The sequence below is a fragment of the Streptomyces flaveolus genome, from assembly GCF_000716535.1.
In the GTDB taxonomy this organism is placed as follows: Bacteria; Actinomycetota; Actinomycetes; order Streptomycetales; family Streptomycetaceae; genus Streptomyces; species Streptomyces flaveolus_A.
In genome coordinates this window covers 271,755-297,068 of sequence record NZ_JNWV01000001.1, presented here as the reverse complement: position 1 = coordinate 297,068, position 25,314 = coordinate 271,755, and the positions used below count along the sequence as shown (strand labels likewise).

At 72.5% G+C, this 25,314-nt stretch carries 30 protein-coding genes and 1 tRNA gene; 20 read left to right on the top strand and 11 right to left on the bottom strand.

Features of this window, described 5'->3' with window-relative positions; all coding sequences use genetic code 11:
• The 3 genes from OO52_RS01365 to OO52_RS01355 all read right to left on the bottom strand — a co-directional run.
• A partial coding sequence (locus OO52_RS01365) for a nuclear transport factor 2 family protein (protein ID WP_199820071.1) occupies positions 1 to 479 on the bottom strand: 479 nt, incomplete at its 3' end.
• A 351-nt stretch (positions 480 to 830) separates the two neighbouring features.
• A complete protein-coding gene (locus OO52_RS01360; RefSeq protein WP_030659062.1) occupies positions 831 to 1,031 on the bottom strand; it encodes a hypothetical protein in 201 nt (66 codons plus the stop codon).
• Positions 1,032 to 1,258: 227 nt separating this feature from the next.
• Positions 1,259 to 1,504: a hypothetical protein gene (locus OO52_RS01355; protein WP_030991154.1), complete on the bottom strand. Its 246-nt coding sequence runs from the start codon at positions 1,502 to 1,504 to the stop codon at positions 1,259 to 1,261.
• Between the two features lie 379 nt (positions 1,505 to 1,883).
• On the opposite strand from OO52_RS01355, the gene OO52_RS01350 reads away from it, so the two are divergent.
• Entirely contained in the window at positions 1,884 to 2,372 is a 489-nt protein-coding gene (locus OO52_RS01350) for a hypothetical protein (protein WP_234328841.1), read from the top strand.
• An 18-nt stretch (positions 2,373 to 2,390) separates the two neighbouring features.
• Here OO52_RS01350 and OO52_RS01345 read toward each other — a convergent pair whose 3' ends face one another.
• The 5 genes from OO52_RS01345 to OO52_RS01325 form a co-directional block, all read right to left on the bottom strand.
• Positions 2,391 to 4,259 carry a copper resistance CopC family protein gene (locus OO52_RS01345; RefSeq protein WP_037631159.1) on the bottom strand — a complete coding sequence of 623 codons (1,869 nt, stop codon included), beginning with the start codon at positions 4,257 to 4,259 and terminating at the stop codon, positions 2,391 to 2,393.
• A gap of 66 nt (positions 4,260 to 4,325) precedes the next feature.
• Positions 4,326 to 5,087: an SDR family NAD(P)-dependent oxidoreductase gene (locus OO52_RS01340; protein ID WP_031026333.1), complete on the bottom strand. Its 762-nt coding sequence runs from the start codon at positions 5,085 to 5,087 to the stop codon at positions 4,326 to 4,328.
• A 20-nt stretch (positions 5,088 to 5,107) separates the two neighbouring features.
• Positions 5,108 to 5,584: a cupin domain-containing protein gene (locus OO52_RS01335; protein ID WP_030659053.1), complete on the bottom strand. Its 477-nt coding sequence runs from the start codon at positions 5,582 to 5,584 to the stop codon at positions 5,108 to 5,110.
• Positions 5,581 to 6,168 (bottom strand): GNAT family N-acetyltransferase, encoded by a 588-nt coding sequence (locus OO52_RS01330; protein WP_030659051.1) that lies wholly within the window; start codon positions 6,166 to 6,168, stop codon positions 5,581 to 5,583. The genes OO52_RS01335 and OO52_RS01330 overlap by 4 nt, the downstream gene beginning before the upstream one ends.
• Positions 6,161 to 8,563 (bottom strand): penicillin acylase family protein, encoded by a 2,403-nt coding sequence (locus tag OO52_RS01325; RefSeq protein ID WP_030659048.1) that lies wholly within the window; start codon positions 8,561 to 8,563, stop codon positions 6,161 to 6,163. The genes OO52_RS01330 and OO52_RS01325 overlap by 8 nt, the downstream gene beginning before the upstream one ends.
• Positions 8,564 to 8,649: 86 nt before the next feature.
• Between OO52_RS01325 and OO52_RS01320 the strand changes: the two genes are divergently transcribed.
• The 5 genes from OO52_RS01320 (at position 8,650) to OO52_RS53905 (ending at position 12,108) form a co-directional block, all read left to right on the top strand.
• On the top strand, positions 8,650 to 9,372 hold the full coding sequence (locus OO52_RS01320; RefSeq protein WP_030659046.1) for a siderophore-interacting protein: 723 nt from the start codon (positions 8,650 to 8,652) through the stop codon (positions 9,370 to 9,372).
• 83 nt (positions 9,373 to 9,455) lie between these two features.
• Positions 9,456 to 10,049, top strand: coding sequence for an HhH-GPD-type base excision DNA repair protein (locus OO52_RS01315; protein ID WP_030659044.1), 594 nt, complete (start codon positions 9,456 to 9,458; stop codon positions 10,047 to 10,049).
• A gap of 493 nt (positions 10,050 to 10,542) precedes the next feature.
• Positions 10,543 to 11,235, top strand: coding sequence for an HdeD family acid-resistance protein (locus OO52_RS01310; RefSeq protein WP_030659042.1), 693 nt, complete (start codon positions 10,543 to 10,545; stop codon positions 11,233 to 11,235).
• Positions 11,236 to 11,611: 376 nt separating this feature from the next.
• Positions 11,612 to 11,932 (top strand): hypothetical protein, encoded by a 321-nt coding sequence (locus tag OO52_RS01305; protein ID WP_030639913.1) that lies wholly within the window; start codon positions 11,612 to 11,614, stop codon positions 11,930 to 11,932.
• Between the two features lie 50 nt (positions 11,933 to 11,982).
• Positions 11,983 to 12,108: a hypothetical protein gene (locus tag OO52_RS53905; protein WP_267881530.1), complete on the top strand. Its 126-nt coding sequence runs from the start codon at positions 11,983 to 11,985 to the stop codon at positions 12,106 to 12,108.
• Positions 12,109 to 12,129: 21 nt separating this feature from the next.
• Here OO52_RS53905 and OO52_RS01300 read toward each other — a convergent pair whose 3' ends face one another.
• Positions 12,130 to 13,692: a helicase HerA-like domain-containing protein gene (locus tag OO52_RS01300; protein ID WP_030639915.1), complete on the bottom strand. Its 1,563-nt coding sequence runs from the start codon at positions 13,690 to 13,692 to the stop codon at positions 12,130 to 12,132.
• 113 nt (positions 13,693 to 13,805) lie between these two features.
• Here OO52_RS01300 and OO52_RS01295 point away from each other — a divergent pair, with 113 nt between their 5' ends.
• Complete coding sequence (locus OO52_RS01295; RefSeq protein ID WP_004943146.1) at positions 13,806 to 14,102, top strand: type II toxin-antitoxin system VapB family antitoxin; 297 nt, start codon at positions 13,806 to 13,808, stop codon at positions 14,100 to 14,102.
• Positions 14,103 to 14,198: 96 nt separating this feature from the next.
• Positions 14,199 to 14,837 carry a LytR C-terminal domain-containing protein gene (locus OO52_RS01290; protein WP_234328843.1) on the top strand — a complete coding sequence of 213 codons (639 nt, stop codon included), beginning with the start codon at positions 14,199 to 14,201 and terminating at the stop codon, positions 14,835 to 14,837.
• Positions 14,838 to 14,934: 97 nt separating this feature from the next.
• Here the strand turns inward: OO52_RS01290 and upp are convergent, their stop codons facing one another.
• Complete coding sequence (gene upp, locus OO52_RS01285; RefSeq protein WP_030639918.1) at positions 14,935 to 15,570, bottom strand: uracil phosphoribosyltransferase; 636 nt, start codon at positions 15,568 to 15,570, stop codon at positions 14,935 to 14,937.
• Positions 15,571 to 15,665: 95 nt separating this feature from the next.
• Between upp and OO52_RS01280 the strand changes: the two genes are divergently transcribed.
• From OO52_RS01280 to OO52_RS01235, 10 genes are all read left to right on the top strand, one after another.
• Positions 15,666 to 15,911, top strand: coding sequence for a hypothetical protein (locus tag OO52_RS01280; RefSeq protein WP_030639920.1), 246 nt, complete (start codon positions 15,666 to 15,668; stop codon positions 15,909 to 15,911).
• 300 nt (positions 15,912 to 16,211) lie between these two features.
• On the top strand, positions 16,212 to 16,742 hold the full coding sequence (locus OO52_RS01275) for a hypothetical protein (protein WP_030639922.1): 531 nt from the start codon (positions 16,212 to 16,214) through the stop codon (positions 16,740 to 16,742).
• Positions 16,743 to 16,801: 59 nt separating this feature from the next.
• Positions 16,802 to 17,233: a tRNA adenosine(34) deaminase TadA gene (gene tadA / locus OO52_RS01270; protein ID WP_015493289.1), complete on the top strand. Its 432-nt coding sequence runs from the start codon at positions 16,802 to 16,804 to the stop codon at positions 17,231 to 17,233.
• Positions 17,234 to 17,289: 56 nt separating this feature from the next.
• A tRNA-Ser gene (locus OO52_RS01265) sits at positions 17,290 to 17,374 on the top strand.
• A 123-nt stretch (positions 17,375 to 17,497) separates the two neighbouring features.
• Complete coding sequence (locus tag OO52_RS45975) at positions 17,498 to 18,112, top strand: restriction endonuclease (protein WP_051818153.1); 615 nt, start codon at positions 17,498 to 17,500, stop codon at positions 18,110 to 18,112.
• A 167-nt stretch (positions 18,113 to 18,279) separates the two neighbouring features.
• On the top strand, positions 18,280 to 18,459 hold the full coding sequence (locus OO52_RS01255; protein WP_030639927.1) for a hypothetical protein: 180 nt from the start codon (positions 18,280 to 18,282) through the stop codon (positions 18,457 to 18,459).
• 10 nt (positions 18,460 to 18,469) lie between these two features.
• Positions 18,470 to 18,763, top strand: a complete 294-nt coding sequence (locus OO52_RS01250; protein ID WP_030639929.1) for a Dabb family protein — start codon at positions 18,470 to 18,472, stop codon at positions 18,761 to 18,763.
• 176 nt (positions 18,764 to 18,939) lie between these two features.
• A complete protein-coding gene (locus OO52_RS01245; protein WP_037628446.1) occupies positions 18,940 to 19,776 on the top strand; it encodes an RNA polymerase sigma factor SigF in 837 nt (278 codons plus the stop codon).
• A 337-nt stretch (positions 19,777 to 20,113) separates the two neighbouring features.
• The gene (locus OO52_RS01240; protein ID WP_030639933.1) at positions 20,114 to 21,055 is read left to right on the top strand and encodes an RNA polymerase sigma factor SigF; all 942 of its coding nucleotides are present in this window, start codon (positions 20,114 to 20,116) and stop codon (positions 21,053 to 21,055) included.
• A 49-nt stretch (positions 21,056 to 21,104) separates the two neighbouring features.
• The gene (locus tag OO52_RS01235) at positions 21,105 to 21,866 is read left to right on the top strand and encodes a hypothetical protein (RefSeq protein ID WP_234337824.1); all 762 of its coding nucleotides are present in this window, start codon (positions 21,105 to 21,107) and stop codon (positions 21,864 to 21,866) included.
• Between the two features lie 3 nt (positions 21,867 to 21,869).
• On the opposite strand, the gene OO52_RS46740 is transcribed toward OO52_RS01235, so the two are convergent.
• The gene (locus OO52_RS46740) at positions 21,870 to 22,064 is read right to left on the bottom strand and encodes a hypothetical protein (RefSeq protein WP_030639936.1); all 195 of its coding nucleotides are present in this window, start codon (positions 22,062 to 22,064) and stop codon (positions 21,870 to 21,872) included.
• Between the two features lie 205 nt (positions 22,065 to 22,269).
• Between OO52_RS46740 and OO52_RS01230 the strand changes: the two genes are divergently transcribed.
• Positions 22,270 to 22,764 (top strand): MarR family winged helix-turn-helix transcriptional regulator, encoded by a 495-nt coding sequence (locus OO52_RS01230; protein ID WP_030639938.1) that lies wholly within the window; start codon positions 22,270 to 22,272, stop codon positions 22,762 to 22,764.
• Between the two features lie 13 nt (positions 22,765 to 22,777).
• Positions 22,778 to 25,312 (top strand): MFS transporter, encoded by a 2,535-nt coding sequence (locus OO52_RS01225; RefSeq protein WP_030639940.1) that lies wholly within the window; start codon positions 22,778 to 22,780, stop codon positions 25,310 to 25,312.
• The last annotated feature ends 2 nt before the right edge of the window (positions 25,313 to 25,314 follow it).

Sequence of the window (25,314 nt, the reverse complement as noted above, 5' to 3'; positions counted from 1 at the left end):
AAACCGACGACACCGTCCTGCCCACCGAACTCACCGCATAGCCTCAAAACGAGATCACCGAGTGGCCGTCGATACACCACTCCAGCGGACGTGACCCAGGTCGGCGCGACGAAGGGGTCGGCGAAGTACTGCGTCTCGTGCACCACGTGCTGGTCCGCGAATTTCATGATGCTCACCGAGTACGAAGGCACGCCGTCGTAGGTGATGATGCATTCACTCACCCACAGATTCGCGTGGCCCGTGATCCGCTGGACGGTGAAATGCCGGTCGGCCGGGTGCCCGCCGCGCTGCGCCAAGATCGTCGCGCGACCCCGGAATCGCTCTCCTGACTGCGGGTAGTCCAGGATCGCGTCCGTGGCGTAAATGGCGTGCTCGGCTTCGACGTTCCCGCCTTCTGAGGCCCGCCAATGCTCCTCGATCGCGGCCCTGGTCCGGGAGTCAGCATCCATGGCACCGCCCTTCCGCAGCGGTGCCAGCATAGGCACTCCGGGCCTCAGCAGGGCCGGGGCCAGGCGGGCATGGGCTGCTAAGTCCTCCCTTTGGCCGGATCGGGGCAACCCTTGTCAAGACCGCGCGCAGCGACTGACACCAGCGGCTGACACCAACAAGCACGACCAGCAGCGGTCGACACCGGAACTCAGTGGACGATCGACCGAGGCGCAGGTGCGGTTGGTCGACGTCAACAAACCCCAGTGATCGACCTGATAAAGACGAGGCCAGACCTCGAAGCCTTCACCTGGCGCGGGTGCCGCCGGCCCCCGCCGCCTTGACTCAGCCTTGATCCATCGATCCGATTCCGAGGTGGCTGTGCTGAGGGCCTGTCCTCGGATTCACCAAAGGTGAGATCGTCCCCGATCGCGGCCGAAGAGTCGCCGGATCAGCACGTACGTGCCCACGGCAATCAAGGTCGCCCCCATAAGGATCAAGGCCACCCCGATAGCGATCAGGAATGTCCCGATAAGGACCAGAAGTGCCCCAAGCAGGACCAAGAGCGTCCCGATGATGAGGAGAAAGATCGCGAGGACGGTCACGGTTGTCTCCTGTCCTCCCTCCCGCTCTGCCTCCTTCCCTCCTCCCGTGGGAACACGCCGCCTCACGCTCACAGCACGGTTGCTGATCGTCCCCGCAGAGACATGCGGATGACGTGAGTGCTGCCCGCAGGAACCGTGACGATGCGAACGAGCAGGCCGAGAGGCCTGTGCCAGAGCCGGCTGCCGTCATCCGGTACGAGTACACGCCTGTTGCAAGATCGGTCTTGCTATGCCTGCGGCCCCTCGGCATCCCTCCGGCTGGACACGACATGCCGCGCGATGGTGGACAAGGCCAGCTCACGATCCTCGTCAACCACAAGCCAACCCTTGCCCAGGAGCGATTGCAGCAGTGGGCGGACCTCTTCGCCCAGTTCCTCCGCCAAGTCGTCATCCGTGAGGGAGAAGCCATTCTGTACACGGCTCGCCACGTGGAACACGACGGCTTCCTCCCCCGCGGTGATGTTGAAGTCCATGACGTGAAGGTATGCGAGCCCCTTGACCGCAGCACGCCGGTGGCGCCTGAAGCCGGGAATCGTCGGCTGCGGCCGGATGCACCTGCGGCTGATCCGAACGGCCTGGTCAGTCCCCACCCGCCCGTCTCAGTTTCCGTCTCATTCAGCGACGGACACCACCGTTCAGGCCCGGCACTCGACTCGTAATGAGCGCCCGGACGGGCATGAACGCAGCGAGTTCGAATCTCGTATCCTCCGCCAGCCCAGAGGGCCGGACCACGTCAGGTGGTCCGGCCCTCTGGCGTTTTCCGGGCCCGTTCGCTGTCCCGGTCAGCGGATGCGACCTCTGGGGCTGAAGTGCACTGTGGTGACGGGACTTCTTTCGCTGGAGGTGAGGGCGGTGGGGCGCTCGTTCGGTGTGGTGGCCGGTGCCGCGGCTCTGCTGGTCCCCGTCGTCTCCCTGGGCGGTACGGCGACCGCGGCGCAGGCACGGTTACCGGCCTCCGATCCGGCGAGCCAGTGCGCGTACCAGGACGCGTATCCGCCAGGGGGCGGCACCGACCTGGGCGGTACGCCCAAGCGGTTCAAGTACGCGGACACCCCGTACGCCGGTGCCCGCTTCGACGAGTGCGCCAACACGCTGAGGGTGTACTACGGCGGCTATTCCAGCCCCCGCTACACCTACTACGAGGTCCGGTACACGTATCCGTCACGGCCCGGCTGGTACAGCTGGCAGCTGCGCATGGGCGAGTACCGGGTAGCGACGGTCGACGCGCCCGCGCGCGGCGACTGGAACTTCAAGGTCAGGGCGTGCGCCGGCGCGATCGACGAGGCGGGGCCCGGCAGCTGCACGGCCTGGTCCCCGCAGCTCTTCCTGCACGCCGTCTGACCGCACCGGCCCCCGCCCCTACCGCGTCACCCGCACCGGTGCCGACACCGTGACCTGGTCCAGGTCCGACACGCGGACCGTCGCCTTCATCGTCCAGGTGCCGGGGAGCGGCAGGGTGAAGGCGGGGGTGGCCCAGTAGCCGCCGCGGTCGGTGAGCCTGGTGTCCAGGGGGCCGATGCGCCCGGACGGGAGCGTGAGCGTGACGCGGAGCTCGGGGACCGTGGAGAGGCCGCCGTCGGGGCCGTAGATCACCGCCTGGAGTGAGTTGGTGCCGACGCGGCCCGGGTCCAGGGTGATCTGGACCTTGCCGTGGCCTCCGGGGGCGCCGGTGTCGAAGGGGATCGTGGTGACCGAGGCCGTCTGGACGCCCGTCGCCGCGGAGGGCGCGGGCCGGCCGGACTCCGTCGCCGCGCGACCGGGGACCGTGCTGGTCAGCAGGGTGGTCAGGGCCAGGACCAGCGCGGCGGCCACCGCCTCCAGGAGGACCGAGCGGCGCAGGAGGTGCAGGGGTGGGGCCGGGGGCGGCTCCGGGGGGAGTTCGGGGAGCGGAGGGCCCGTGGCCGGCTCGGGGACGCGGGCGCGGGCCGCGGCCCCCGTGGGACGGGCCAGGCGGGCCGTCCAGGTGCGGGAGCAGGCCGCCGCCAGGAGCAGCGCGGTGACCGCCGCCAGCTTCGCCAGGAGCGTGCGGCCGTACGTCGTGTCCGTGAGCGCCTGCCAGGAGCCAAGGCCCCGCCAGGACTGGTAGACGCCGGTAACGACCAGGACCACCACCGACGCGAACGCCAGGCGGGAGAAACGGGCCGGGACCGTGGCCGGCAGGGTGGGGGCCGGTTCCGGGGCGCGCCGCAGTGTCCACAGGAGCGCGGCGAGGCCGCCCAGCCAGGCCGCCATGGCCAGCAGGTGCAGGGTGGACGAGACGATCGCCGCCGGGACCTGGATGCCCGCCGAGGCGTGGTCGGACGCCGACCAGGTGAGGGCCAGGGCGACGGCGAGGGCCGTCGCCGTCGTGAGGGTGGTGCGGCGCGGCAGCCTGACCCGGCGCGTCCTGAGCAGGGTCACGGCGGCCGCGGCCAGCAGCAGCAGGGCCAGGCGGAGCAGCAGGAGCCGGCCGGCGCGAGTCGTCGCCGTGTGGGTGAGGGCGGTGAGGGAGAAGGCGGTCGTCGGGGAGGCGGCCTCCTCGTAGGGGGCGCGCAGGAGGTAGACGGCGAGGGTGGAGGCCGCGAGCGTGGCCGCGGCGGCCAGGGCGGGGGTGCGCAGGTGGGCCGTCGTCGGCGGGCGGCAGTACGCCACGAACGCGGCCGTGCCCAGGAGGAGTGCCAGGGAGAGGTAGGCGAGGTAGCGCGCGATGGTGTGCAGGGCCGTGGTGGCCCCGTTCTCCGTGCGGTCCTGGGGCGGGGCCGCCGGTGCCGCCGTCCGTTTCCCGACGGAGAAGGTGAGGGCACCGGACACCGGGTGGCTGTCGGCCGACACCACCCGCCAGGCGACCGTGTACGTCCCGGCGGCGAGCCGGGCGGGGAGGGTGACGCGCGCGGTGTCGGAGCGGCCGGCGGCATGGCCGGCGGGGCCGGTGCGGACGCGGCGGTTGCCGGGGTCGTAGACCCGGAAGGAGTCGGTCAGCAGGCCGACCGACTCGGTGAAGGTGAGGGTGACGTGGCGGGGGGCGGTGCGCAGGACGGTTCCGTCGGCGGGGTCGGTCGCGCGCAGGACGGCGTGGGCCGAGGCGGGCGTCGCCGCACCCAGGAGGAGGACGGGGAGGAGCAGGAGGAGCAGGAACGTGCCTGCCGGGCGCCGCGACGGGCCGCGTCGTCCTCGCGGTCGTCGGTCGCCGTACCGGGCTCCCGCACGGTCTCCGCCGTGGGCTCCGTCGTTGTCCGCGTCGCGCAGCACCGTCAGCCTCCGTTCCCGCCGTGCACCCGTGCCTCCCCATAGGTACGGGGGGAACCGGCCGCGTGCTCACCAGGTCGGACGGGCCGTCACCCCGCCGTCCACCACCAGGTCGTGACCGGTGATCCAGGTCGCGAGCGGGGAGGCGAGGAAGACGCAGGCGTCGGCCACGTCCTCGGGGCGGCCCAGGCGGCCGGTGGGGGCGGCGGCGAGCCAGCGCCGTACGCCGTCCGGCCAGGCCTCCGCCAGGCCGGGCCGGTCGATCAGGCCGGGCGAGACCGTGTTGACGCGGATGCCGTCGGGGCCGTACTCCAGGGCCGCCGCGCGGGCGTGCGCGACCACCGCCGCCTTGGCCGCGCCGTAGTGCGCGTGGCCGGGGGCCGGGTGGCCGGCCTCGATGGAGGCGATGTGGGTGATGGTGCCGCCGCCGTGGGCGCGCATGTGGGCGGCTGCCGCCTGCGTGCAGGTGAAGACGCTGGTGAGGTCGGTGTCGACGACCGTGCGCCAGTCCCCCGCCGTCAACTCCGGGAGGGGCTGGACGGGTTGGACGGCCGCGTTGTTGACGAGCGCGGTGAGGCGGCCGGCCGACCAGGCCGTCGTCTCCTCGATCAGGCGGTGGCAGGCGGCCGCGTCCGTCAGGTCCGCCCGGAGCACGACCGCCCTGCCGCCCGACTCCCGGATGCGGTCGGCCACTTCGGTGGCCGCGGCGAGCGCCGTACGGCAGTGGAGCGCCACGGCCGCGCCCTGCTCCGCGAAGCGCAGGGCGATGGCGCGGCCGATGCCGCCGCCGGCGCCGGTCACCAGGGCGGTCTGTCCGTCGAGCAGGGTCATGGGCGGCGTGATGGGCGGCGTCATGGGCGGCACAGTCGCGTGATCAGGGCGGCCTCGGCCGGGTAACGCGCCGTGAGGTCGGCCGCGTCCCCGTGTTCGTAGTCCGGGTAGGTGAACCCGGGGGCCATCGTGCAGCCGAAGAACGTCCATGCCCCGCCCGCGGCCACCCGCGCGCCCATCCAGGTGCGGGCCGGCACGGTCAGCTGGAGGTGCTGGCCGGAACGGAGACCGGGGCCGAGGACGGGGGTGCGGGTGGTGCCGTCGGGGGCGAGGAGCAGGAGCTGGAGCGGGTCGCCCAGGTAGAAGTGCCAGGTCTCGGCGAAGGGCAGGCGGTGCAGGGCGGAGAAGTCGTCGGCGGTGAGCAGCGCGACGATGGCGGAGCCCTCGGGACGGCCGTCGGGACGGGTGGGCCCGGCCCAGGTACGGCGGAACAGGCCGCCCTCGCGGGGGATGGGTTCCAGGTCGTAGTGCGCGATCAGCTCGTCGGGCGTCGTCACCCGGGGAAGGCTACCGTCCGCTCCAGGAAGGCGAGTTGCGCGTGCTTTTCCGGCAGGTACACGTCGGGCAGGTCCACCTCGGGCAGGACGACGGCGGGGCCCCGCTCGAAGCCCTGGCGTTCGAAGCGGGCGATGGCCTTGGCGTTGCGCACATCCGGGTCGATCACGATCCGGTGGCGGTCCAGGACCAGCAGCACGTACGTCGTGATCGCCGTCAGCAGGGCGGACGTCCAGCCGGGGCGCGGGCCGTCGGGCCCGGCGGGGACGAGGAGGAGGTGCACGCCGAGGTCGCCGGGGCGGACGTCGTAGCACTCGCCGACCCGGTCGGCGGACGGCTCGTACGTCTGGAGGAGCGCGGCCGGCTCACCGTCCACGGTGACCAGGTGGGCGTGGTGGGTGCCGAGCGTGTCCAGGTGGGCGTAGACCTCGGCGACCTGGGCCCGGGTGAGGCCCTTCATGCCCCAGAACGCGGCGCGTTCGTCGCTCACCCAGGCGTGGATCAGGTCCGCGTCGCCCTCCGGGTCGAGGGGACGGACGCGGACGGTGCCGTAGCCGTCGATGTGCTGGACGTGCAGGTCAGTCATCGGATTCCTCGGTCTTCTCGGATGCGTCCACGGGTTCGGGGGTGAGCCGGGCCCAGTCGGTCACCACCGGGGCCAGCTCTCCCTCGGTCCACAGAGGGAGTTGGTCGTGGTGGTGGGCGGCGCCGGGTACGCCGTCGGCGCCGAACGGGACCACCCAGCGGCTGTTGGCGCGGTCGGCCAGGTCCCAGACGTAGCGGGCGGCCGGGCCGCGGGCGGCGCGGTCGGTGAGGCCGGGGACGGCGGAGGTGCACAGCACGCAGTCGTGGTCGCCGCCGAGACCGGGTTCGTCGGCGCCGCCGGAGTGGGGGACCAGCGGCAGCGCCGTCCAGGGCGCCAGGCGGTGGGTGGCGGACCAGGGACCGGTGGGGGGTGCGGCGGCGACCTCCTCCAGAGCGGCGCGGACGGCCGCCGCGCGGTCGATGCCGTACAGGTCCTCGGCGCGCAGGAGGTGTTCGAGGGCGTGGCCGACGCGCGGGACGAGGGCCAGCCAGGGAAGCAGGACGTCCGGGTAGGCCGGGGGCTCGGCGAGCGGGGCGAACACCGGGTGGGCGGCGAGGTGGCGCACGACCGCGCCGCGCACCGCCGCGTACGCCGCCGCGTCCGTGCTGTCCGCCGCCATCCGGCGGTCCCAGGCGAGCAGTCGGTCCCGGAGGGCCGCCGCGGCCGGGCCGAGGCCGGTGAGGGCGGCGAGGTGGTCCAGGAGGGGCGCGGCGGAGCCGAGGTGGGTGTCGGTGTGGATCGCGGGCATGCCGTCGGCGGTCCAGGTGGGGCGCGCGTCGAGCAGGGCACGGATGCGGGTGGCGCGGTGGGCCGGGGCGAACTCGACGCCGAGGGGGGCGGCGAGGCCGCGGGCGTTGGCCATCACCGCGACGCCGTTCTCGGTGGCCGGTCGGGCGTACGGCGTCTCGTGCGCGCCCTGCCACGCGTGGCCGGGTTCCCAGGCGGGGACCGGGTGGAGGCGGTTGGCCCCGGCACGGCGGGGGACGTGGCCGGCGACGCGGTGCAGGGTGCCTCCGGCGGTGTCGGCGGCCAGTACGACGTTGACCGGCTCGGTCCAGGCGTCCAGGGCCGTGTCGACGTCGGCGACCGTGCGGGAGCGGAGGAGGGGGAGGAGGGCGCTGAAGCCGAGGTCTTCCGTCACGCGGGGCGGGTAGCGGAGGGCGAGCGCCTCGGCCGCGCCGCTGGCCAGGTCTCCGCTCCACCCGGCAGCACCCGTGCGGCTGTCGTCGCCGGGTGCGGCCGGCTCCAGCGGTACGTCGCCGCCCTCGCGTCCGTGCGCTTCGCCCGGCTCCGCGGGCCGCCCGGGCCGGCGCCCGGATGCGGCTGCGGGGGAGGCGACGTCGGCCGGGGCGGCGGCATCGGTGGTCGCGGAGGCGCCGACGGCCATGGAGGCATCGCCGGCCAGAGGGGCGCCCTCGGCCAGGGAGACGTCCACGTGCCCCGGCGTCGTCCCCGCGGCGATTGCCTCGAGTCCCTCCGGCCCCCCGGCTATCACCGGGCCCCGGGGTGTCTCCATGAGCTCGATCTCGATGGGGGGTTCACCGGCGATGTGGACGGTTTCCGTGTGGCGGCCGGCGCGGTGCCAGGCGCCGTCGGGGCCCAGGGCCTCGATGCCCGCGCCGGTGCGGCGGAGCCGTTCGCGGTAGAGGTCCTGGTAGTCGGCCATGGCGTTGGTGATGGCCCAGGCGACCGTGCCGGTGTGGCCGAAGTGGGCGATGCCGGGGACGCCGGGCACGGCCAGGCCGACGACGTCGAACTCGGGGCAGCAGAGGTGGATCTGCTGGTAGACGCCGGGGTCTTCGATGAACCGGTGCGGGTCGCCGGCGATGAGGGCGTACCCCGTGTCCGTGCGGTCGCCGGTGACCAGCCAGCCGTTGCTGCCCGCCGTACCGGGCCCGTCGGTGGCGAACAGGCCGACCGCCTCGGGGCCGAGGTGCCGTATCGCCCGCTCGCGCCAGAGCTTGGCCGGGAACCCCGCGAAGAGGATGTGCGTGCCGAGCCAGACGCCGAGGGGCGTCCACGGCTGCCAGCGGCCGGGGGTGAGACCGGCCCGGGCGAACTCGGGGGCGCGTCCGGCGCCGGCGGGCAGGCCCTCGTTGACCCCGTCGACGTACGCCCGGACCCAGTCGGCCGTCTCCGGATCCCGCCGTTCCAGCGCGGCGAAGCAGCGGCGGGCGGTGTCGTCCAGCCGGGCCCGGCGGGCGAAGACGTCCCAGGAGAGCGCCTCGGCGCCGAGGAAGGAGGCGGAGGTGCCCTGGAAGCGGTGGCGCTCGACCTCCAGTTGCCAGGCCCGGTCGTGGGCGGTGACCCGGCCCTGGGCACGGGCGAGTTCACGGGCGCTGGACGCGCGCAGGTGGGGGATGCCCCAGCCGTCGCGGTAGGTCTCGATGGTCACCCGGACATCTCCCTGCGCTCTGCTCTTTAGGTTAGCCTTGCCTAAGTTTTTCTGTGGCGGGATCGTACGCGAACGATGGAGGGGTCATGGGGCAGGGGCGGGGTTGGGAAGGCGCGGTCCTCAGACTGCTGCGCGCCCAGGACTTCGTGCTGACCGTTCTGGACGCGCGGGACGTGGCCCCGCACTACCGGCGGCTCCGGCTGAGCGACGGCGGGCTGCTCGCCGCGACCGGCGTCCACCCCACCATGTGGGTGCGGCTGTGGTTCGCCGCCGACGGCCGGCCCCACCAGCGCGCCTACACCCTGGTCGACCCCGCCCCCGGCACCGGCACCTTCGGCCTGGAGTTCGCCCTGCACGAGGGCACCGCCTCCGACTGGGCGCGGGCCGCGCGGCCCGGCGACACGATCGAGGCCACCGTCCAGGGCACCGGCTTCCGGGACCCCGAACCGGCGCCCTCCCACGTCGTCGCGATCGGTGACCCGGCCTCGCTGCCCGCGCTCAACTCCCTGCTCGACGCGCTGGGTCCGGCCCCGGCCACCGTCTGGTTCGAGGGGGACCCGGCGGGGCTGCCCTGCCGGACCGTGCCCGGCCGGCACGAGATACGGGCGGTGCCGCGCCGGGACGCGGGCGCCCACCTGGTGGAACGGGTCCGCGCCGAGCTGCCCGCCGTCCTCGCCGGCACCCCGCACCCGTACGTCTGGATCGCCTGCGACACGGCGACCACCCGCACGCTCGCGGCCCACGTCCGCAAGGACCTCGGCGTGCCGAAGGACCGGGTGCACGCCCTGGGGTACTGGCGCGCGCGGTGAACGGCGACGGCCGAGCCGGGGACCACCGGCGAGAAGAGGCCACCCAGCGGGCGGAGCCACCCCGCGCGCGGGATCATCTACGCATGGACGTCACCCTGCACCTCGCCCAGGACCCAGCGGCCGACGCGCTGCTCGGGCGCTCCGCGCTCGCCGCGCTGACCGGGATGCTGCTGGACCAGCAGATCCCCATGGAGTGGGCGTTCAAGGGACCCCGCACCATCGCCGACCGGCTCGGCACGGACGACCTGGACGCGCACGAGATCGCGGCGATGGATCCGGAGGCCTTCGCCGCGCTGCTCTCCGAGAAGCCCGCGGTGCACCGCTACCCGGGCTCGATGGCGAAGCGGATCCAGCAGCTCTGCCAGTACCTGGTCGAGCACTACGACGGGGACGCGGAGGCGGTCTGGCGAGGCGTGGACAGCGGGGCCGGGCTGCTGCGGCGGCTGGAGGACCTGCCGGGGTTCGGCAAGCAGAAGGCACAGATCTTCCTGGCCCTGCTCGGCAAGCGGCTCGGCGTCGCGCCCGAGGGCTGGCGGGAGGCCGCCGGAGCCTACGGCGAACCGAAGTCCTTCCGGTCCGTCGCCGACATCACCGACCCCGAGTCCCTGGCCAAGGTCCGCGCCCACAAACAGGAGATGAAGGCCGCGGCGAAGGCGGCCAAGGCGGCGAAGAAGTAGGGACACCGGCGGGCTGTCACCACGCTCCCGACTGAGGACCCGGCCCGGGACGGCGGCCAGGTTCCGCCACGAGCCCAAGAGCGCCCGGGTCCGCCCGCGCCCCACGGACGACCAGTGCCGCCGCGCACCGAAGAACGACCGAGTCCCGCCGCGCCCGAGCACGACCAGGTCCCGCCGCGCACCGAAGAAAGGCCGAGTCCCGCCGCGTCCGAGCACGGCCGGGTCCCGCCGCGTCCGAGCACGGCCGGGTCCCGCCGCGCCCGAAGCACGACCGAGTCCCGCCGCGCCCGAAGCACGACCGAGTCCCGCCGCGCTCCGAGCCGCCGGGTGCCACCACGCCTCGAAGGGCGCTCGGGGCGTGACGTCCGGCGCAACGGCCTCCGCCCACCCCCCACCCCCCGACCGGGACGGTCGCCCCGCCTCACCACCGCCCCCACCACCCGCTCGGCCCACCCCGCTGGCTCGCGCCGCCCGGTCGGTCTCAGCATGGGGCATGAGCGAGGTACCGAGCAGCGGTCCCGAGCGGGACCGGGCGTACGACGACCGGCATGTTCACGCGGGGGCGTCACCGGGCGGCCACCCCGCGGCGGCGCCCGGCACCCACCATGAACCGGAGCCGCCGTTCGAGGGCCCGCTGCACGCCCTGTCCCGGGCCGCCTGGCAGGTCGTCCTGCTCACCGGGATCGGTTCCCTGGTGCTCGGCGTCCTGGTGCTGGTCTGGCCGGGCGCCTCCCTGCTGGCCGCCGGTGTGCTGTTCGGCCTCTACCTGCTGTACAGCGGGGTCCTCCAACTGGTGTCCGCGTTCGGGACGCACCGGGCGACCTCGCTGCGCGTCCTCGGCTTCATCAGCGGCGCGCTGTCCATCGTGCTCGGCCTGTTCTGTTTCCGCGGGCCCATGCAGTCGATCCTGCTGCTCGCCCTGTGGATCGGCATCGGCTGGCTGTTCCGCGGCATCACGCAGACCCTGGCCGCCGTGCACGACTCCCGGATGCCCGCCAGGGGCTGGCAGGCGTTCCTCGGCATCCTGACCTTCATCGCCGGGATCGTGCTCATCGACTCGCCGTTCGAGTCGGTCGCCGTGCTGACCCTCGTCGGCGGGATCTGGTTGATCGCGGTGGGGATCGTGGAGATCGTGACGGCGTTCGGCATCCGCAGCCGGACGCGCCATGTCCCGCAGACCCTGTGACCACCGCCGCGACCGAGGGCCGCGCTCCCCGCCGCGACCGTCCCCACAGCCACTGCCGGAACCCCCTGCGCCCGCCGGGATCCCGCCGGACCCCCGTTGTGCCCGGCGCCATCGCCCCGGCGCCACGACCGGGACCGCCGCCGGCACCCCTCATGGTCCCCGCCGCCCCACCCTGCGCCCCCGCGCACCAGCGCCGCCACCAGCCCCGCTGCGACCCCTCCGCCAAACCGTCCCCACCACCACCAGGCCGACCACCACCGCCCCCCGCCCCACCGCTCGCGACCACCGTCAACCCCGCGTCTCATATGTCCCCCGGTCGGGTGGAGCTCCCCCCCGACGTGCTGCGCTTCGGGCGTGCCGCGGGAAAAAACCCGGCGTGAGCAGGAGCAGGAGCACGCCCCGGGGCCGTACCTGGCTACGCGTCCTCGTGCTGCTCCTCGCCCTGTGGGTGCCCGGCGCGCACGTGCCGGCCCAGGCGGTCCCGGACCTCGCCGTGGCCGCCGAGACGGCCGAGCACGACGTCCTCGACACGCCGCTGCGGCCGCCCGCCCGCGCGATCCACCGGGCCGACGCGCCCGAGCGCCTCGCGCCCCTCCCCACCCCCGCGCCCGCCCGTCCGGCGGCCCGTCCGGGCCCCGGCGCGCCCCGGGCGCCGTACACCGCGCCCCTGCTGCGCACGGTGGTCCTGCGCTGCTGACAGACCCGCGTCCCCGTGAGGTCAGTCGGTTCGACGCAAGGAGCACAGCCATGCCCAAGGATCCCTACGCCGTCCTGCGTGCCCTGCTGCGCGCGGAGGCCCGGCGCGGTGCGGCCCCCCGGCCGGACCAGCGGACACCGGAACCCCAGCGGTCCCCCGAGGAACGGGACCGTTGACCCGGCACCGGCGGGGGCGGGCTACCGCCTCCGCCGGGCGGTGCCGAAGAGGGAACGGGTGATCTCGCGGCCGAGCTGGGTGCCGACCGAACGGGCCAGCGACTTGAACATCCCGCTGCTGACGACCTGTTCGACCAGCGACGGCTCCTCCTGGGGAGCGCGCGCGGCGGCCGGCTCCGGCGTCCGCGGCGCGGGCCGGGCGGCGCTCAGCCTCTCGTACGCCGACTCGCGGTCCACAGCCTGTGCATAACGGTCGTGGAGCGGGGAGTCCCGGACCGCCCGGTCGAGTTCACCGGGGTCCACCGGACCCATCAGGGACGCCGGGGCGCGCAGCCGCGTGGCGGCGACCGGGGTCGGCGCGCCGGCTTCGCCGAGCACGGTCACCACGGCCTCGCCGGTGCCCAGCCCGGTGAGCAGTTCCTCCAGGTCGTACGCCGATCTCGGGAAGGTCTGCACGGTCGCCCTCAGGGCCTTCTGGTCGTCCGGGGTGAAGGCGCGCAGGGCGTGCTGGACGCGGTTGCCGAGCTGGCCGAGGACGTCGCCGGGCACGTCCTTGGGGGTCTGGGTGACGAAGAAGACGCCGACGCCCTTGGAGCGGATCAGGCGGACGGTCTGGGTGATCGACTCCAGGAACGCCTTGGACGCGTCGTCGAACAGCAGGTGCGCCTCGTCGAAGAAGAACACCAGCCTGGGCTTGTCGGCGTCGCCGATCTCGGGCAGGTCGTGGAAGAGGTCGGCGAGCAGCCACATCAGGAACGTCGAGAAGAGCAGCGGTTTGTCCTGCACCGCCGCGAGTTCCAGGACCGAGACGATGCCCCGCCCGTCCTCCGCCGTGCGCAGGAAGTCCGCCGTGCGGAACTCCGGCTCGCCGAAGAAGTCCGTCATGCCCTGCGCCTCGAAGGCCGTCAGGGAGCGCAGGATCACCCCGGCCGTGGCGCTGGACAGGCCGCCGATGTTCCTGAGTTCGGCCCTGCCCTCGTCGGAGATGAGGAAGGCGACGACCGCCCGCAGGTCCTTGAGGTCGATCAGCTCCAGGCCCTTGGTGTCGGCGTAGTGGAAGATGAGGCCGAGGGACTGTTCCTGGGTCTGGTTCAGCCGGAGCACCTTGGCCAGCAGCACCGGGCCGAAACTGGTGACGGTGGCCCGCACGGGGATGCCGTGGCCGAGGCCGCCGAGCGCGAAGAACTCGGCCGGGAAGCCGGCCGGGGCCCACTCCTGGCCCACGTCGGCGGACCGCTTCCGCACCCGCTCGTTCGGCTGCCCCGGCCGCGCGATGCCGGACAGGTCGCCCTTGACGTCCGCGAGGAACACGGGCACGCCCTGCGCCGACAACTGCTCGGCGATGAGCTGGAGGGTCTTGGTCTTCCCGGTGCCGGTGGCGCCCGCGACCAGCCCGTGCCGGTTGAGCACGGGCAGTGGGATGCGGACCGGCGCGTCGGCGCGACACGCCCCGTCCCACAGGAGGGCGCCGAGATCGAGCGCGGGGCCGGCGAAGGCGTACCCGGAGGCGATCTTCCGGGCCTCTGCGGGAAGTGCGGGCGCCCCCTGCGGGCCGGCGGGCGGCGCGGTCTCGCTGTCACTCATCTCCGACCCCTGTCACCGTAGTAACCCGTATGCCCGATTTGATCCATCTTTTCAAGCGTCGCACTCCGCCGCCATGGCTGCGCCCGGAACGTCTTGACCGGTAGGCTTTCCGTGTGATCTTCAAGCGCATCGGAAACGGCCGGCCGTACCCCGACCACGGCCGGGAGAGCACCCGGCAGTGGGCGGACGTCGCGCCGCGCCCGGTCCGCCTCGATCAGCTCGTCACCACCAAGCAGCAGCTCGATCTGGAGACCCTGCTGGCGGAGGACTCGACGTTCTACGGCGACCTCTTCGCGCACGTCGTGAAGTGGCAGGGCGACCTCTACCTGGAGGACGGCCTGCACCGCGCGGTCCGCGCCGCCCTCCAGCAGCGCCAGGTGCTGCACGCGCGCGTGCTCGAACTCGACTGACCCGACGCACACGGCCGTTGGCCCTTTCGGGTTCGCTGAGCGGCATCGACTGATCATCTGATAGGCATCGCCGCTCGGGCGCACTACGCTGCGCCCATGAGCATGCTGACTCCCCCCGGCATGGGCGGCCAGTACCGCATCACGGGGGACAAATACCCTCGGATGCGTCCGCCCCGGCGGCGCGGCAGGCTCGTGGCCGTCGTGGTGGCGTCCGTCGCCGCACTCGGCCTGACCGGCTGGGGCACGCTCCAGCTCATCGACGTCTTCACCGGCGGCGGCGACAAGTACACGGCGAACGCCTCCGCGACAGGCTGCCGGACCAAGTCCGCGGCGGCCCCGGCCGCCCAGGTGCACGCCCTGCCGAAGCCCGGCCAGATCACCGTGAACGTCTACAACGCGACCAAGCGCACGGGGCTCGCCAAGACCACCGCGGACGAGCTGAAGAAGCGCGGCTTCAAAATCGGCAAGGTGGGCAACGCCTCGCAGCAGTACGACAAGAAGGTCAAGGGCACCGGGATACTCCTCGGCCCTCCCTCCGCTCAGGACACCTCGCTGCGCGTCCTCGGCACCCAGCTCGGCGGCGCCCAACTGCGCGCCGACGGCCGCAAGGGGGCCGACCTCGACCTCGTCATCGGCGACGCCTTCAAGGGCCTGTCGAAGCCGGCGGCCGCGGAGCAGGCGCTGACGACCCTGACCGAACCGAAGCCGACGGCCTCCCCGAAGAAGGGCTGCTGAGCGGCGCCCTGAAGCGGCGCGGTGGACCGCGCCGCCGGCCACGACGCACCCGTTCCCGCGGACGGCGCCCAGGCGGCGTCCCTCCGGGCGCGGAAACCTACTCGGCGGCTCCGTAGAGCCGGTCCCCCGCGTCCCCCAGCCCCGGCACGATGTACCCGAGCTCGTTGAGGTGGTCGTCGACAGCGGCCGTGACCACGGTGACCGGCGTCCCCGCCAGCTCCCGCTCCATGACCTCGACGCCCTCGGGGGCGGCCAGCAGGACCACCGCCGTGACGTCGTCGGCGCCGCGCTTGATCAGTTCCTGGATCGCCGCGACCAGGGTGCCGCCCGTGGCCAGCATCGGGTCCAGGACGTACACCTGGCGGCCCGAGAGGTCCTCCGGCATCCGCGAGGCGTACGTGGACGCCTGCAGCGTCTCCTCGTTGCGGATCATGCCCAGGAAGCCCACCTCGGCGGTCGGCAGCAGCCGGACCATGCCGTCCAGCATGCCGAGGCCGGCCCGCAGGATCGGCACCACCAGCGGGCGGGGGCGGGCGAGCTTGACGCCCGTGGTCGCCGCGACCGGCGTCTGGATGTCGACGGCCTCGGTGCGCACGTCCCGCGTGGCCTCGTAGGCGAGCAGGGTGACCAGTTCGTCGGCGAGTCGCCGGAAGGTCGCGGAGTCGGTGCGCTGGTCGCGCAGCGTGGTGAGCTTGTGGGCGACCAGGGGGTGGTCGACGACATGGAGACGCATGCCCCTAACGGTACCTGCGCCCCGGGCCGCCCTCGCGCTGGCGTCAAACCGGCCATCCGGGGGAAAGTGGGAGGGACGGACTGGGGTGGTGTGACGTGTCTGACCTGCCTGACCTGCCCGCGGACGCCTCCGGGCCCACCGGTGACACGACCGGCCCCGCTGCGCGGTCCGCGCGGACCGATTCCGACAAGCCCGAGAGCGAGAGCGAACGCCGGCGCCGGCGCGCGCAGTTCCTGCGTGATCTCGCCGAGGCCCGTGCGCTGCGCGCCCGGGTCCAGCCCCGACGCGCCAAGGCCGCACGGCTGCGCCACGCGATGCGCATGCGGACGTTCCGCTGGTAGTTCCGGGGCCAGTTCCCGGGACGGAGCAACCACGCTCGCGCCGGTGTTGGGAGGTGGGCGTGCGTGAGCGCCGGGAAAAGCCGCGTACGATCCGCAGGTGGCGGCAATGAGCGCGCTGGTGAGCCGATCACGGATCCACGATCGAAACAGCCAGACACAGGGAGCCGAAGACGTCCCCTGGAGGCCTTGTTTCTGCCACGATTCCGAGTGGGTGGGGCTCGGAGCCCAGCTCTCTCCGCCCAAGTACCTCCGCCGGGGGGACCCCCAACCGGCACGCCTATGACCAGTGGGAGAGTCACGGTGTACTTCGCCGCACTGCTCGCGCGCACCGAAGACGGGTGGGAAGCGAGCGACACAGAGCTCGACGATGTGGAGACCCTGTCGGATCTGGCCGACCTGGCCCGGGAAGCCTCTCCCGACGAGGACACGGTGCTCGTCCTGATCGAGCAGGAGGACGCCTGGTTCGGCGTCGTCCGCGTGGACGGCGAGGACGACCCTCGCATCTACGTGTCGGATGCCGCCGCCGCCCAGCGCAGCGCGTACGGGGAGCTGCTGCTCACCGACGAGCTGCTCGGCCGGGAGCCCGGCGCGGACGACGTCCCGGACCTGGACTCCCTGGACCTCGACGGCACCGAGGACGGCGAGTCCGAGGACGACGACGAGGAGGGTGCCGCCGGCGACGCGGTGCCGCACAGCCCGGTGGGCGACAGCGAGATCCTCGACGACCTGGGCATCAGCGAGAAGGAGCTGCGCGCCCTGGACGCCGACGACGCGCTGAACACGATCGCCGAGGCCCTGGGTGCCTCGGAGGTGCTGGAGACCGTCCGCTGACCACGCCACCGCGAGCGCAGGGCACGCCGGACCCGGTCCGGGACCCCTGGCGGGCCGCGATGCGGCTCGCGCTGGACGAGGCCGGGCTGGCCGTCCGGGGCGGGGACGTCCCGGTCGGCGCCGTCGTGCTGTCCCCGGACGGTACGACGGTGCTCGGTGCCGGGCACAACGAGCGTGAGGCCACCGGTGATCCCACGGCCCACGCCGAGGTCCTCGCGATCCGGCGGGCCGCCGCCCGGCTCGGGGAGTGGCGGCTGACCGGCTGCACGCTCGTCGTCACGCTGGAGCCGTGCACGATGTGCGCGGGCGCGCTCGTCCAGTCCCGGGTGGACCGGGTGGTCTACGGCGCCCGGGACGAGAAGGCGGGTGCGGCCGGTTCCCTGTGGGACGTGGTGCGCGACCGCCGGCTCAACCACCGGCCGGAGGTCATCGAGGGCGTGCTCGCGGCGGAGTGCGCGCGCCTGCTCACCGAGTTCTTCCGTGCCCGCTGAACCGCCGCCGGATACCGATTTCGAACCACGGCCCCCCGTGTTGTAGGGTCTCCCTCGGTAGCGTGTCCGAGCGGCCGAAGGAGCTCGCCTCGAAAGCGAGTGTGGCGCAAGTCACCGAGGGTTCAAATCCCTCCGCTACCGCAGAGAGAAGGGGCGCCCGGTTCATCGAACCGGGCGCCCCTTCGGTTCTCGGCGCGGGGACTCGGTGCCGCGGCGCGTGACCGGATGAGACGATCTTCCTTTACGGCAATCCCGGGGGGGACCGTGTCGGGGAGACCGCAGCAGGGTGGGGACGACGGGACGACCAACGACGTCGCGGGGTGCGGCTGCTCGGTCGTCCTGCTCGCGATCGGCTGCTTCACAGCCGCGCGCTTCGGCGACGATCCAGCGAACACGGGCAGGTCCGCCATCGCTCTGCTCGGCGGGTTCTGCATGCTTCTGGCGCTCATGGTGGCCCGGCAGACCTGGGCCGAACGCCGGGCACGCAGACGCACGTGGGTCGCGCCGGTGATCGGGCAACGAGCGGGCGTCAGCACGTGGCGCGATGCCGAGCTACTGGCTGTGCGGCACATGCGCGCCCTCGGCTTCCTCGACGCTCGTGACACCGGGCCCGGCAGTGACGGGGGCATCGACGCGATGGCCACGGGGGCGGTGGCGCAGGTGAAGATGCACAACAAGCCCGTCGGCCGTCCCGACGTTCAACGCCTCGTGGGCGCTGCCGGGGGCCAACCGGTGCTGTTGTTCTACAGCCTCAGCGGATTCACCAGCACAGCGCACACGTACGCCGACGAGCGGGGCATCCTGCTCTTCGGCTTCGACCGCGCCGGCACCGTGCGCGCCCTCAACGGTGCCGCGACACGAGCTCTCCGCTCCGTCTGACCAGCACCTCACAGCGTGGCGCAGGCCACCGGGGGTTCAAGTCGCTCCGCCGGCGCGGGGATACGAGTCGTGCGGCGTGGGAGCCGTGGCTGCGCGCCCCCACCACTGGACGCGACCCTTGTGCGATTATCAACAGCGCTTTCGGCAGTCACGACAGGGAGGCCGCGGTGGCGGTGAACGCCAAGAAGATCGCCGTGTACGTGCTCGTGGTCTTCGCGCTGTACGTGATCATCACGGATCCGGCCAAGGCGGCCGACTACGTGCAGATAGGCTTCGAGGGCATATCGGACGCCGCGAAGGCCATCGGCGACTTCATGACCTGGGTCGCCCACGGAGCAAAGAGCTGAGGTACACCCCATGATCCGCCACCTGGTCCTCTTCAGGCTCAACGAGGGCGTCGAGCGCGACGATCCGCGGGTCGTGGCGGGGGTGGAGGCCTTCCGGGCCCTCGGCGGCCAGATCGAGGAGCTGCGCTTCTGGGAGTGCGCCTGGAACATCAGCGACCGGCCGATCGCCTACGACTTCGCGATCAACTCGGCCGTCGAGGACGCCGACGCGCTCAAGCGCTACCTGGAGCACCCGGCCCACCAGGCGGGTGTCGCGCTGTGGCGCGAGTTCGCCACTTGGGTGATCGCCGACTACGAATTCTGAGCCCCGCGCCCGCCAGAACCCCTCGCCGTTCCGGCGAGGGGTTTTTCGTGCGATGCGTACCCAATTTGTCGGTGTTTGAACCACAACACGGGGTTATTGGGTGCTTGCACACAGTGCACATGTCTTGTGATGCTATGACCGCTTTTGACGGATGATTGACCGATGAAGAGGTGGCGTTGACCGTGTCGGCCAGTACTGCGCCGCCCCAGGAAGAGGCGCCCACTCCGACCCCGCCGGCCCCCGAGAAGCGCCGCGGCGCGGACACCCGGGCCCTGACCCAGGTGCTGTTCGCCGAACTGAAGGAGCTCACCCCCGGCACGCCGGAGCACAACCGGGTGCGGGGAGCGCTGATCGAGGCGAACCTCCCGCTCGTACGCTACGCCGCCGCCCGCTTCCGCTCCCGCAACGAGCCCATGGAGGACGTCGTCCAGGTCGGCACCATCGGACTGATCAACGCCATCGACCGCTTCGACCCCGACCGGGGCGTGCAGTTCCCGACCTTCGCGATGCCCACCGTGGTCGGCGAGATCAAGCGGTACTTCCGGGACAACGTCCGCACGGTCCACGTCCCGCGCCGGCTGCACGAGCTGTGGGTGCAGGTCAACAGCGCCACCGAGGACCTGACCACGCTCCACGGCCGCTCGCCGTCCACCGCCGAGATCGCCGACCGGCTCCGGATCAGCGAGGACGAGGTGCTCAGCTGCATCGAGGCGGGACGCTCGTACCACGCCACCTCGCTGGAGGCCGCCCAGGAGGGCGACGGGCTGCCCGGGCTCCTCGACCGCATCGGGTACGAGGACCCCGCTCTGGACGGCGTGGAGCACCGCGACCTGGTCCGCCATCTCCTCGTCCAACTCCCCGAGAGAGAACAGCGAATCCTTCTCCTGCGCTACTACAGCAATCTCACCCAGTCACAGATCAGCGCGGAACTCGGCGTCTCCCAGATGCATGTCTCCCGTCTCCTCGCCCGTAGCTTCCAGCGGCTGCGTTCCGCAAATCGGATCGACGCATAGCCGCAGCAGAGGCCGGGGCGCCTGATGCATAGCGGGCGCACGGAAGCACGCCCCGAACGCCATTGCATCGCAAACCCGATCGAGCGGTAACCGGCGCGAGCGAATCGCCCACCAGGGCTGTTGCCGACAGTTCCGTTCCGAAATGCCGTCAGACCCCTTGTTTGCAGGGCCGATTCGGATCTCACATGTCGACATGTCGGTACAGCGCGTTGCCGACATGTGACATTCTGCGGGAAGCGCGTTTGCCGTGGCTCCGGCTCCGGTATTCAGGTGAAGGCTGCGTTGCTCGAAAGAGACAGGCGCCGCCGCGACCGTCCCGCGACCCAAAGGGGGTGGCATGTCCGCAGACCAGGGCAGCTCGAAGGTGCTGACGCCCACGAAGAGCGAGGCAGCGCCCAAGGAGCTCGACGCTCTCGACGTCCTCGACGGCTTCGAGGGTGTCACGGCCCTCGAAGCCGTGCCGTCCCCGGCCGCCGAGCCGGCCGCCGAAGCTGTCCCGGCCGCGCAGGTCACGGCCAACATCGACACCCGCACCCTGTCCCGCTCGCTGTTCCTGCGCCTGGCCGCGCTGGGCGAGGACAGCCCCGAGCGGGCGTACGTCCGGGACACCCTGATCGAGCTGAACCTGCCGCTGGTCCGCTACGCGGCGGCGCGGTTCCGCTCGCGCAACGAACCGATGGAGGACATCGTCCAGGTCGGCACCATCGGCCTGATCAAGGCGATCGACCGGTTCGACTGCGAACGGGGCGTGGAGTTCCCGACGTTCGCGATGCCGACGGTCGTGGGCGAGATCAAGCGGTTCTTCCGCGACACCTCCTGGTCGGTGCGCGTCCCGCGCCGGCTCCAGGAGCTGCGCCTGGCCCTCACCAAGGCCAGCGACGAGCTGTCCCAGAAGCTGGACCGCTCCCCCACGGTGACCGAGCTCGCCACCGTGCTCGGTGTCTCCGAGGAGGACGTGGTCGACGGCCTCGCGGTCGGCAACGCCTACACCGCCTCCTCCCTCGACTCCCCGGCCCCCGAGGACGACGGCGGCGAGGGCTCGCTCGCCGACCGGCTCGGCTACGAGGACACGGCCCTGGAGGGAGTGGAGTACCGCGAGTCCCTCAAGCCGCTGCTGGCCAAGCTCCCGCCCCGGGAGCGCCGGATCATCATGCTGCGCTTCTTCGCCAACATGACCCAGTCGCAGATCGGCGAGGAGGTCGGCATCTCCCAGATGCACGTCTCCCGTCTGCTGACCCGGACGCTGGCGCAGCTGCGGGAGGGTCTGATCTCGGACTGAGGCTTCCCGGTCGCTTCCCATCTGACGAAGCGTCAGTCACCATGGCCGGATGCTTCGGGCCGGGATGCTTCGTACGACGACATGGACGCGTGGCCGCCGAGGCGCCGTTACGGCAGCGTCGGCGGCCGTCGTCTGTCTGGGCGGGGTGGTCGCCGCGTGCGCGGGCGGTGGTCCGGGCGGCGGCTACACCGCGGTCGGCGCGGGACCGGGCGGCCCGACGGCCGTGGCGCCGTCCGGGTCGGTGGTCCTCGTACCGCTCGACGGGGACAGGGGCCGCGGCGGACGCGACGGCGCCCCGCGCAGGGCCGGCTCCGCGGCGCACGCGCGGGGACCGACCCCGTCCGGTGATCCGCACTCCGCCACACCGGTACCGGCGCCGACGCCCACCGACGAGGACAGCCCCGGCACCTCGCGGCCCCGCGGCGGCCCGGACGGTCGTACGACTCCGCCGGCGGCCTCGCCGAGCCCGGCCCCCGCTCCGAGCCGTACGACGACCCCCGCCACACCCGCCGACCTCTCCTGGGGCGATCCGGCGACCGAGGACACCGACGAGCGGTGGTGCCAGAAGGTGACGGTCGCCTTCCACAACTCGGGCGGTACGGCGGTGCGCTCGGGGTCGGTGACCTTCGGCACGCACGTCACCGGCGCGCTCGGCACCGACTGGGGGACGGTCGAGTCGACCGTGGAACTGCCGGTGCCAATCGCGCCGGGTGCGCGCAGACGTCCCACGTGGGCGGTGTGCGTCGACGCCTGGCATGCGCCGATCGGCATGCACATCGAGACGCGGGACGTGTCCGTCCGGTGGGAGTGAGTCCTACCGCATCGCCAGCCAGGCGACGCCGGCCACCACCACGAGCGCCACGACGACGCCGATGATCAGACCGACCCGGGGGCCGGAGGAGGCCGCCTGCTGCTGGGGGCCCTGGGGGGCCTCGTCGACGAACGCGCGGAACATCTGGGTGCTGCCTGCGGGGTCGTAATTGCCCTGGGGGCCCTGGGTGTTAGCCATGGCCCGAGACCCTAGCGAATCCCGGTGACCGACCCAAGTGCGGGGCCACCGGGACAGACGGGGGCACGCCACCCGCAGCCACCTGCCTGTTTACGTTCGCAATACTTGCCTTTGCCAAGTTTTTGCGCCGCCGGACCCCTGTTTGTTTGCCTTCAGCAACCAAGCAGTCCTATGGTTGCCCCAAGCAACGAATACGGGAGGTGTGATGGCCGAGCAGGCGCAGTTCGAAGAGCTGGCGCGTCAGCTCAGTGCCGTCGGAGCCGTGAAACGGGACATGGGGCGGATCCTGCCGCCCGACTGTCCGGCCGGCTCGGCCGCCGTGCTGACTCTGCTCGGCCGCCACGGCGACATGCGCATGAGCAAGCTCGCGGAGCTGCTCGCCGTGGACATGTCGGTCACCAGCCGCCATGTCGCGCACGTCGCCGCGCGCGGCTGGATCGAACGGCACCCCGACCCGGCGGACAAGCGCTCGCGCATCCTGCGCCTGACGCCCGCGGGGTCGCACCAACTCGACGACCTGTCCCGGCGCACCACGCATCTGCTGGCCGAGCGGCTCGCGGACTGGACCGACGAGGACGTCGACGAGCTGATCCGGCTGATGACGCGTCTGCGCGCGTCCTTCGGCGACTGCCGGTCCGCCCCGCTGCGGCTCCCCGCTCCCGTAGACGCAGAGACCACCCGTACACCCGCAAGCACGTAAGAAAAGGAAGCCCATGGCAACGACCACACCAGCCGGTGTGCGGGCTCACGCCAAGCACGGGGGAGGCTCCCACGGCGACGCCCCGATGACCCACCGGCAGATCATGGAGGCACTGTCCGGGCTGCTGCTCGGCATGTTCGTGGCGATCCTGTCGTCCACGATCGTCTCCAACGCCCTGCCGCACATCATCGGGGACCTCGGCGGCGGCCAGTCCGCCTACACCTGGGTGGTCACCGCCGCCCTGCTGTCGATGACCGCGGCCACTCCCCTGTGGGGCAAGCTCGCCGACCTGTACAGCAAGAAGGCTCTCGTCCAGATAGCCCTGATCATCTACGTGGTCGCCTCGATGGCGGCCGGTCTGTCGCAGAACCCCGGCATGCTCATCACCTTCCGGGTGTTCCAGGGCATCGGCGTCGGCGGTCTGTCCGCCCTGGCGCAGATCGTCATGGCGGCGATGATCTCCCCGCGCGAGCGCGGCCGGTACTCCGGCTACCTGGGTGCCACCTTCGCCGTGGCCACCGTCGGCGGCCCGCTGCTCGGCGGTGTCATCACCGACACCTCCTGGCTGGGCTGGCGCTGGTGCTTCTACGTCGGCGTCCCCTTCGCCGTCGTCGCCCTGATCGTGCTGCAGAAGACCCTGCACCTGCCCGTGGTCAAGCGGGAGGTCAAGGTCGACTGGGGCGGCGCGACCCTCATCTCCGCCGCCGTCTCCCTGCTGCTGGTCTGGGTCACCTTCGCCGGTGACAAGTACGACTGGGTGTCCTGGCAGACCTACGCGATGGTCGGCGGTTCGATCGTCCTCGGCGCGCTGTTCGTGCTCGTCGAGTCCAAGGCGAGCGAGCCGATCATCCCGCTGCGCCTGTTCAGGAACCGCACGATCACGCTGGCGTCGCTCGCCTCGCTGTTCGTCGGTATCGCGATGTTCTCCGGCACCGTCTTCTTCAGCCAGTACTTCCAGCTCGCCCGCGACAAGTCCCCGACCATGTCGGGAGTCCTGACCATCCCGATGATCGGCGGTCTGTTCGTCTCCTCGACCGTCTCGGGTCAGTTCATCACCCGTACCGGCCGCTGGAAGGCGTGGCTGGTCAGCGGTGGCGTGCTGGTCACGGCCGGCCTGTTGCTGCTCGGCGGCATCCGGTACGACACGGACTACTGGAAGATGGCCGTCTTCATGGCGCTGCTGGGTCTCGGCATCGGCATGATGATGCAGAACCTGGTCCTCGCCACGCAGAACCAGGTCGCCCCCTCCGACCTCGGCTCGGCCAGCTCCACGGTCACCTTCTTCCGCTCCCTCGGCGGTGCGGTCGGCGTCTCCGCGCTGGGTGCCGTGATGTCCCGCCGGATCACCCACTACGTCCAGGACGGCATCGCCGACCTGAGCCCGAAGTACCAGAAGGCCCTGGCCGGCGGTTCCGGTTCGACCGACAGCATCCCGGACATGAACGCGCTCCCGAAGCCCATCCGGACGCTGCTGGAGAGCGCCTACGGCCACGGCATCGCCGACGTCTTCTTCATCGCCGGCTGCCTCGCCGCCGTCGCCTTCCTGATCACGCTGTTCATCAAGGAGGTCCCGCTGAAGACCAAGGGCGCGCTGGCGCAGGCCGCCGAGGGCGAGGCCCCCGTGACCGACCCGGCCGCCGCGCCGGCCGTCGCCGAGGCCCAGGTCCCGGCCGCCGCGCCGGTCCCGGCCGCGGTCGCCGCCAGCACCGAGGCCGCCGCCGACGGCACGGCCACCGCCACCCGGCCCATGGCGGCCGTCGCCACGATCGCCGAGCCCGGCGGCTCCGGCGGCACCCCGCTGCACGGCTTCGTCCGCGGCGCCGAGAGCGCCCCGGTCCCGCAGGCCGCGATCACCCTGATCTCGCTGTCCGGCCGGCAGCTCGGCCGCGCGGTCGCCCAGGCCGACGGTTCCTACGCGCTCGACGCCCCGGGCACCGGCAGCTACGTCCTGATCGCCTCCGCCGACGGCTACCAGCCGCAGGCCTCCACCGTCGTGGTGGGCGAGGAACCGCTGTCGTACGACATCCTGCTCAGCGGCACCAGCGGGCTGACCGGTGTCGTCCGGGCCGCCGGGAGCGCGCTGCCGGTCAAGGACGCGATGGTGATCGTCACCGATGTGCGCGGTGACCTGCTGGCCACCGCCGCCACCGGTGAGCAGGGCGACTTCGCCCTCACCGACCTGGTGCCCGGCACCGTGACCGTCGCGGTCAACGCGAGCGGGTTCCGGCCGCGCGCCCTGCCGGTCGAGGTCGGCGTCACCGGCGTCACCCGGATCGAGGTCGACCTGGACGCCGGCGCCCGGCTCCAGGGTGTCGTCCGGGCCCCGCACGGCCCGCTGGCCGACGCCCGGGTGACCCTGGTCGACCAGGCCGGCAACGTGGTCGGCACCGCCACCACCGGCACGGACGGGGCGTACGCCTTCACCGACCTGGACAGCGGCGAGTACACCGTCATCGCGACGGGTTACCCGCCGGTGGCGACGGCCCTGACCGTCTCCGGCACCGGAGTCGACGGCCACGACATCGAACTCGCCCACCCCGGCGAGTAGTT

Excerpts from the sequence above, each read along its gene's own strand:
- OO52_RS46740 (WP_030639936.1), bottom strand. The coding sequence starts at position 22,064 with ATGGCTAACACCCAGGGCCCCCAGGGCAATTACGACCCCGCAGGCAGC.
- OO52_RS01320 (WP_030659046.1), top strand. The coding sequence starts at position 8,650 with ATGGGGCAGGGGCGGGGTTGGGAAGGCGCGGTCCTCAGACTGCTGCGC.
- OO52_RS53905 (WP_267881530.1), top strand. The coding sequence starts at position 11,983 with ATGCCCAAGGATCCCTACGCCGTCCTGCGTGCCCTGCTGCGCGCGGAG.
- OO52_RS01330 (WP_030659051.1), bottom strand. The coding sequence starts at position 6,168 with ATGACTGACCTGCACGTCCAGCACATCGACGGCTACGGCACCGTCCGC.
- OO52_RS01310 (WP_030659042.1), top strand. The coding sequence starts at position 10,543 with ATGAGCGAGGTACCGAGCAGCGGTCCCGAGCGGGACCGGGCGTACGAC.
- OO52_RS01235 (WP_234337824.1), top strand. The coding sequence starts at position 21,105 with ATGCTTCGGGCCGGGATGCTTCGTACGACGACATGGACGCGTGGCCGC.
- OO52_RS01250 (WP_030639929.1), top strand. The coding sequence starts at position 18,470 with ATGATCCGCCACCTGGTCCTCTTCAGGCTCAACGAGGGCGTCGAGCGC.
- upp (WP_030639918.1), bottom strand. The coding sequence starts at position 15,570 with ATGCGTCTCCATGTCGTCGACCACCCCCTGGTCGCCCACAAGCTCACC.
- OO52_RS01315 (WP_030659044.1), top strand. The coding sequence starts at position 9,456 with ATGGACGTCACCCTGCACCTCGCCCAGGACCCAGCGGCCGACGCGCTG.
- OO52_RS01355 (WP_030991154.1), bottom strand. The coding sequence starts at position 1,504 with ATGGACTTCAACATCACCGCGGGGGAGGAAGCCGTCGTGTTCCACGTG.
- OO52_RS01300 (WP_030639915.1), bottom strand. The coding sequence starts at position 13,692 with ATGAGTGACAGCGAGACCGCGCCGCCCGCCGGCCCGCAGGGGGCGCCC.
- OO52_RS01240 (WP_030639933.1), top strand. The coding sequence starts at position 20,114 with ATGTCCGCAGACCAGGGCAGCTCGAAGGTGCTGACGCCCACGAAGAGC.
- tadA (WP_015493289.1), top strand. The coding sequence starts at position 16,802 with ATGCGGCTCGCGCTGGACGAGGCCGGGCTGGCCGTCCGGGGCGGGGAC.
- OO52_RS01230 (WP_030639938.1), top strand. The coding sequence starts at position 22,270 with ATGGCCGAGCAGGCGCAGTTCGAAGAGCTGGCGCGTCAGCTCAGTGCC.
- OO52_RS01340 (WP_031026333.1), bottom strand. The coding sequence starts at position 5,087 with ATGACCCTGCTCGACGGACAGACCGCCCTGGTGACCGGCGCCGGCGGC.
- OO52_RS01225 (WP_030639940.1), top strand. The coding sequence starts at position 22,778 with ATGGCAACGACCACACCAGCCGGTGTGCGGGCTCACGCCAAGCACGGG.
- OO52_RS01290 (WP_234328843.1), top strand. The coding sequence starts at position 14,199 with ATGAGCATGCTGACTCCCCCCGGCATGGGCGGCCAGTACCGCATCACG.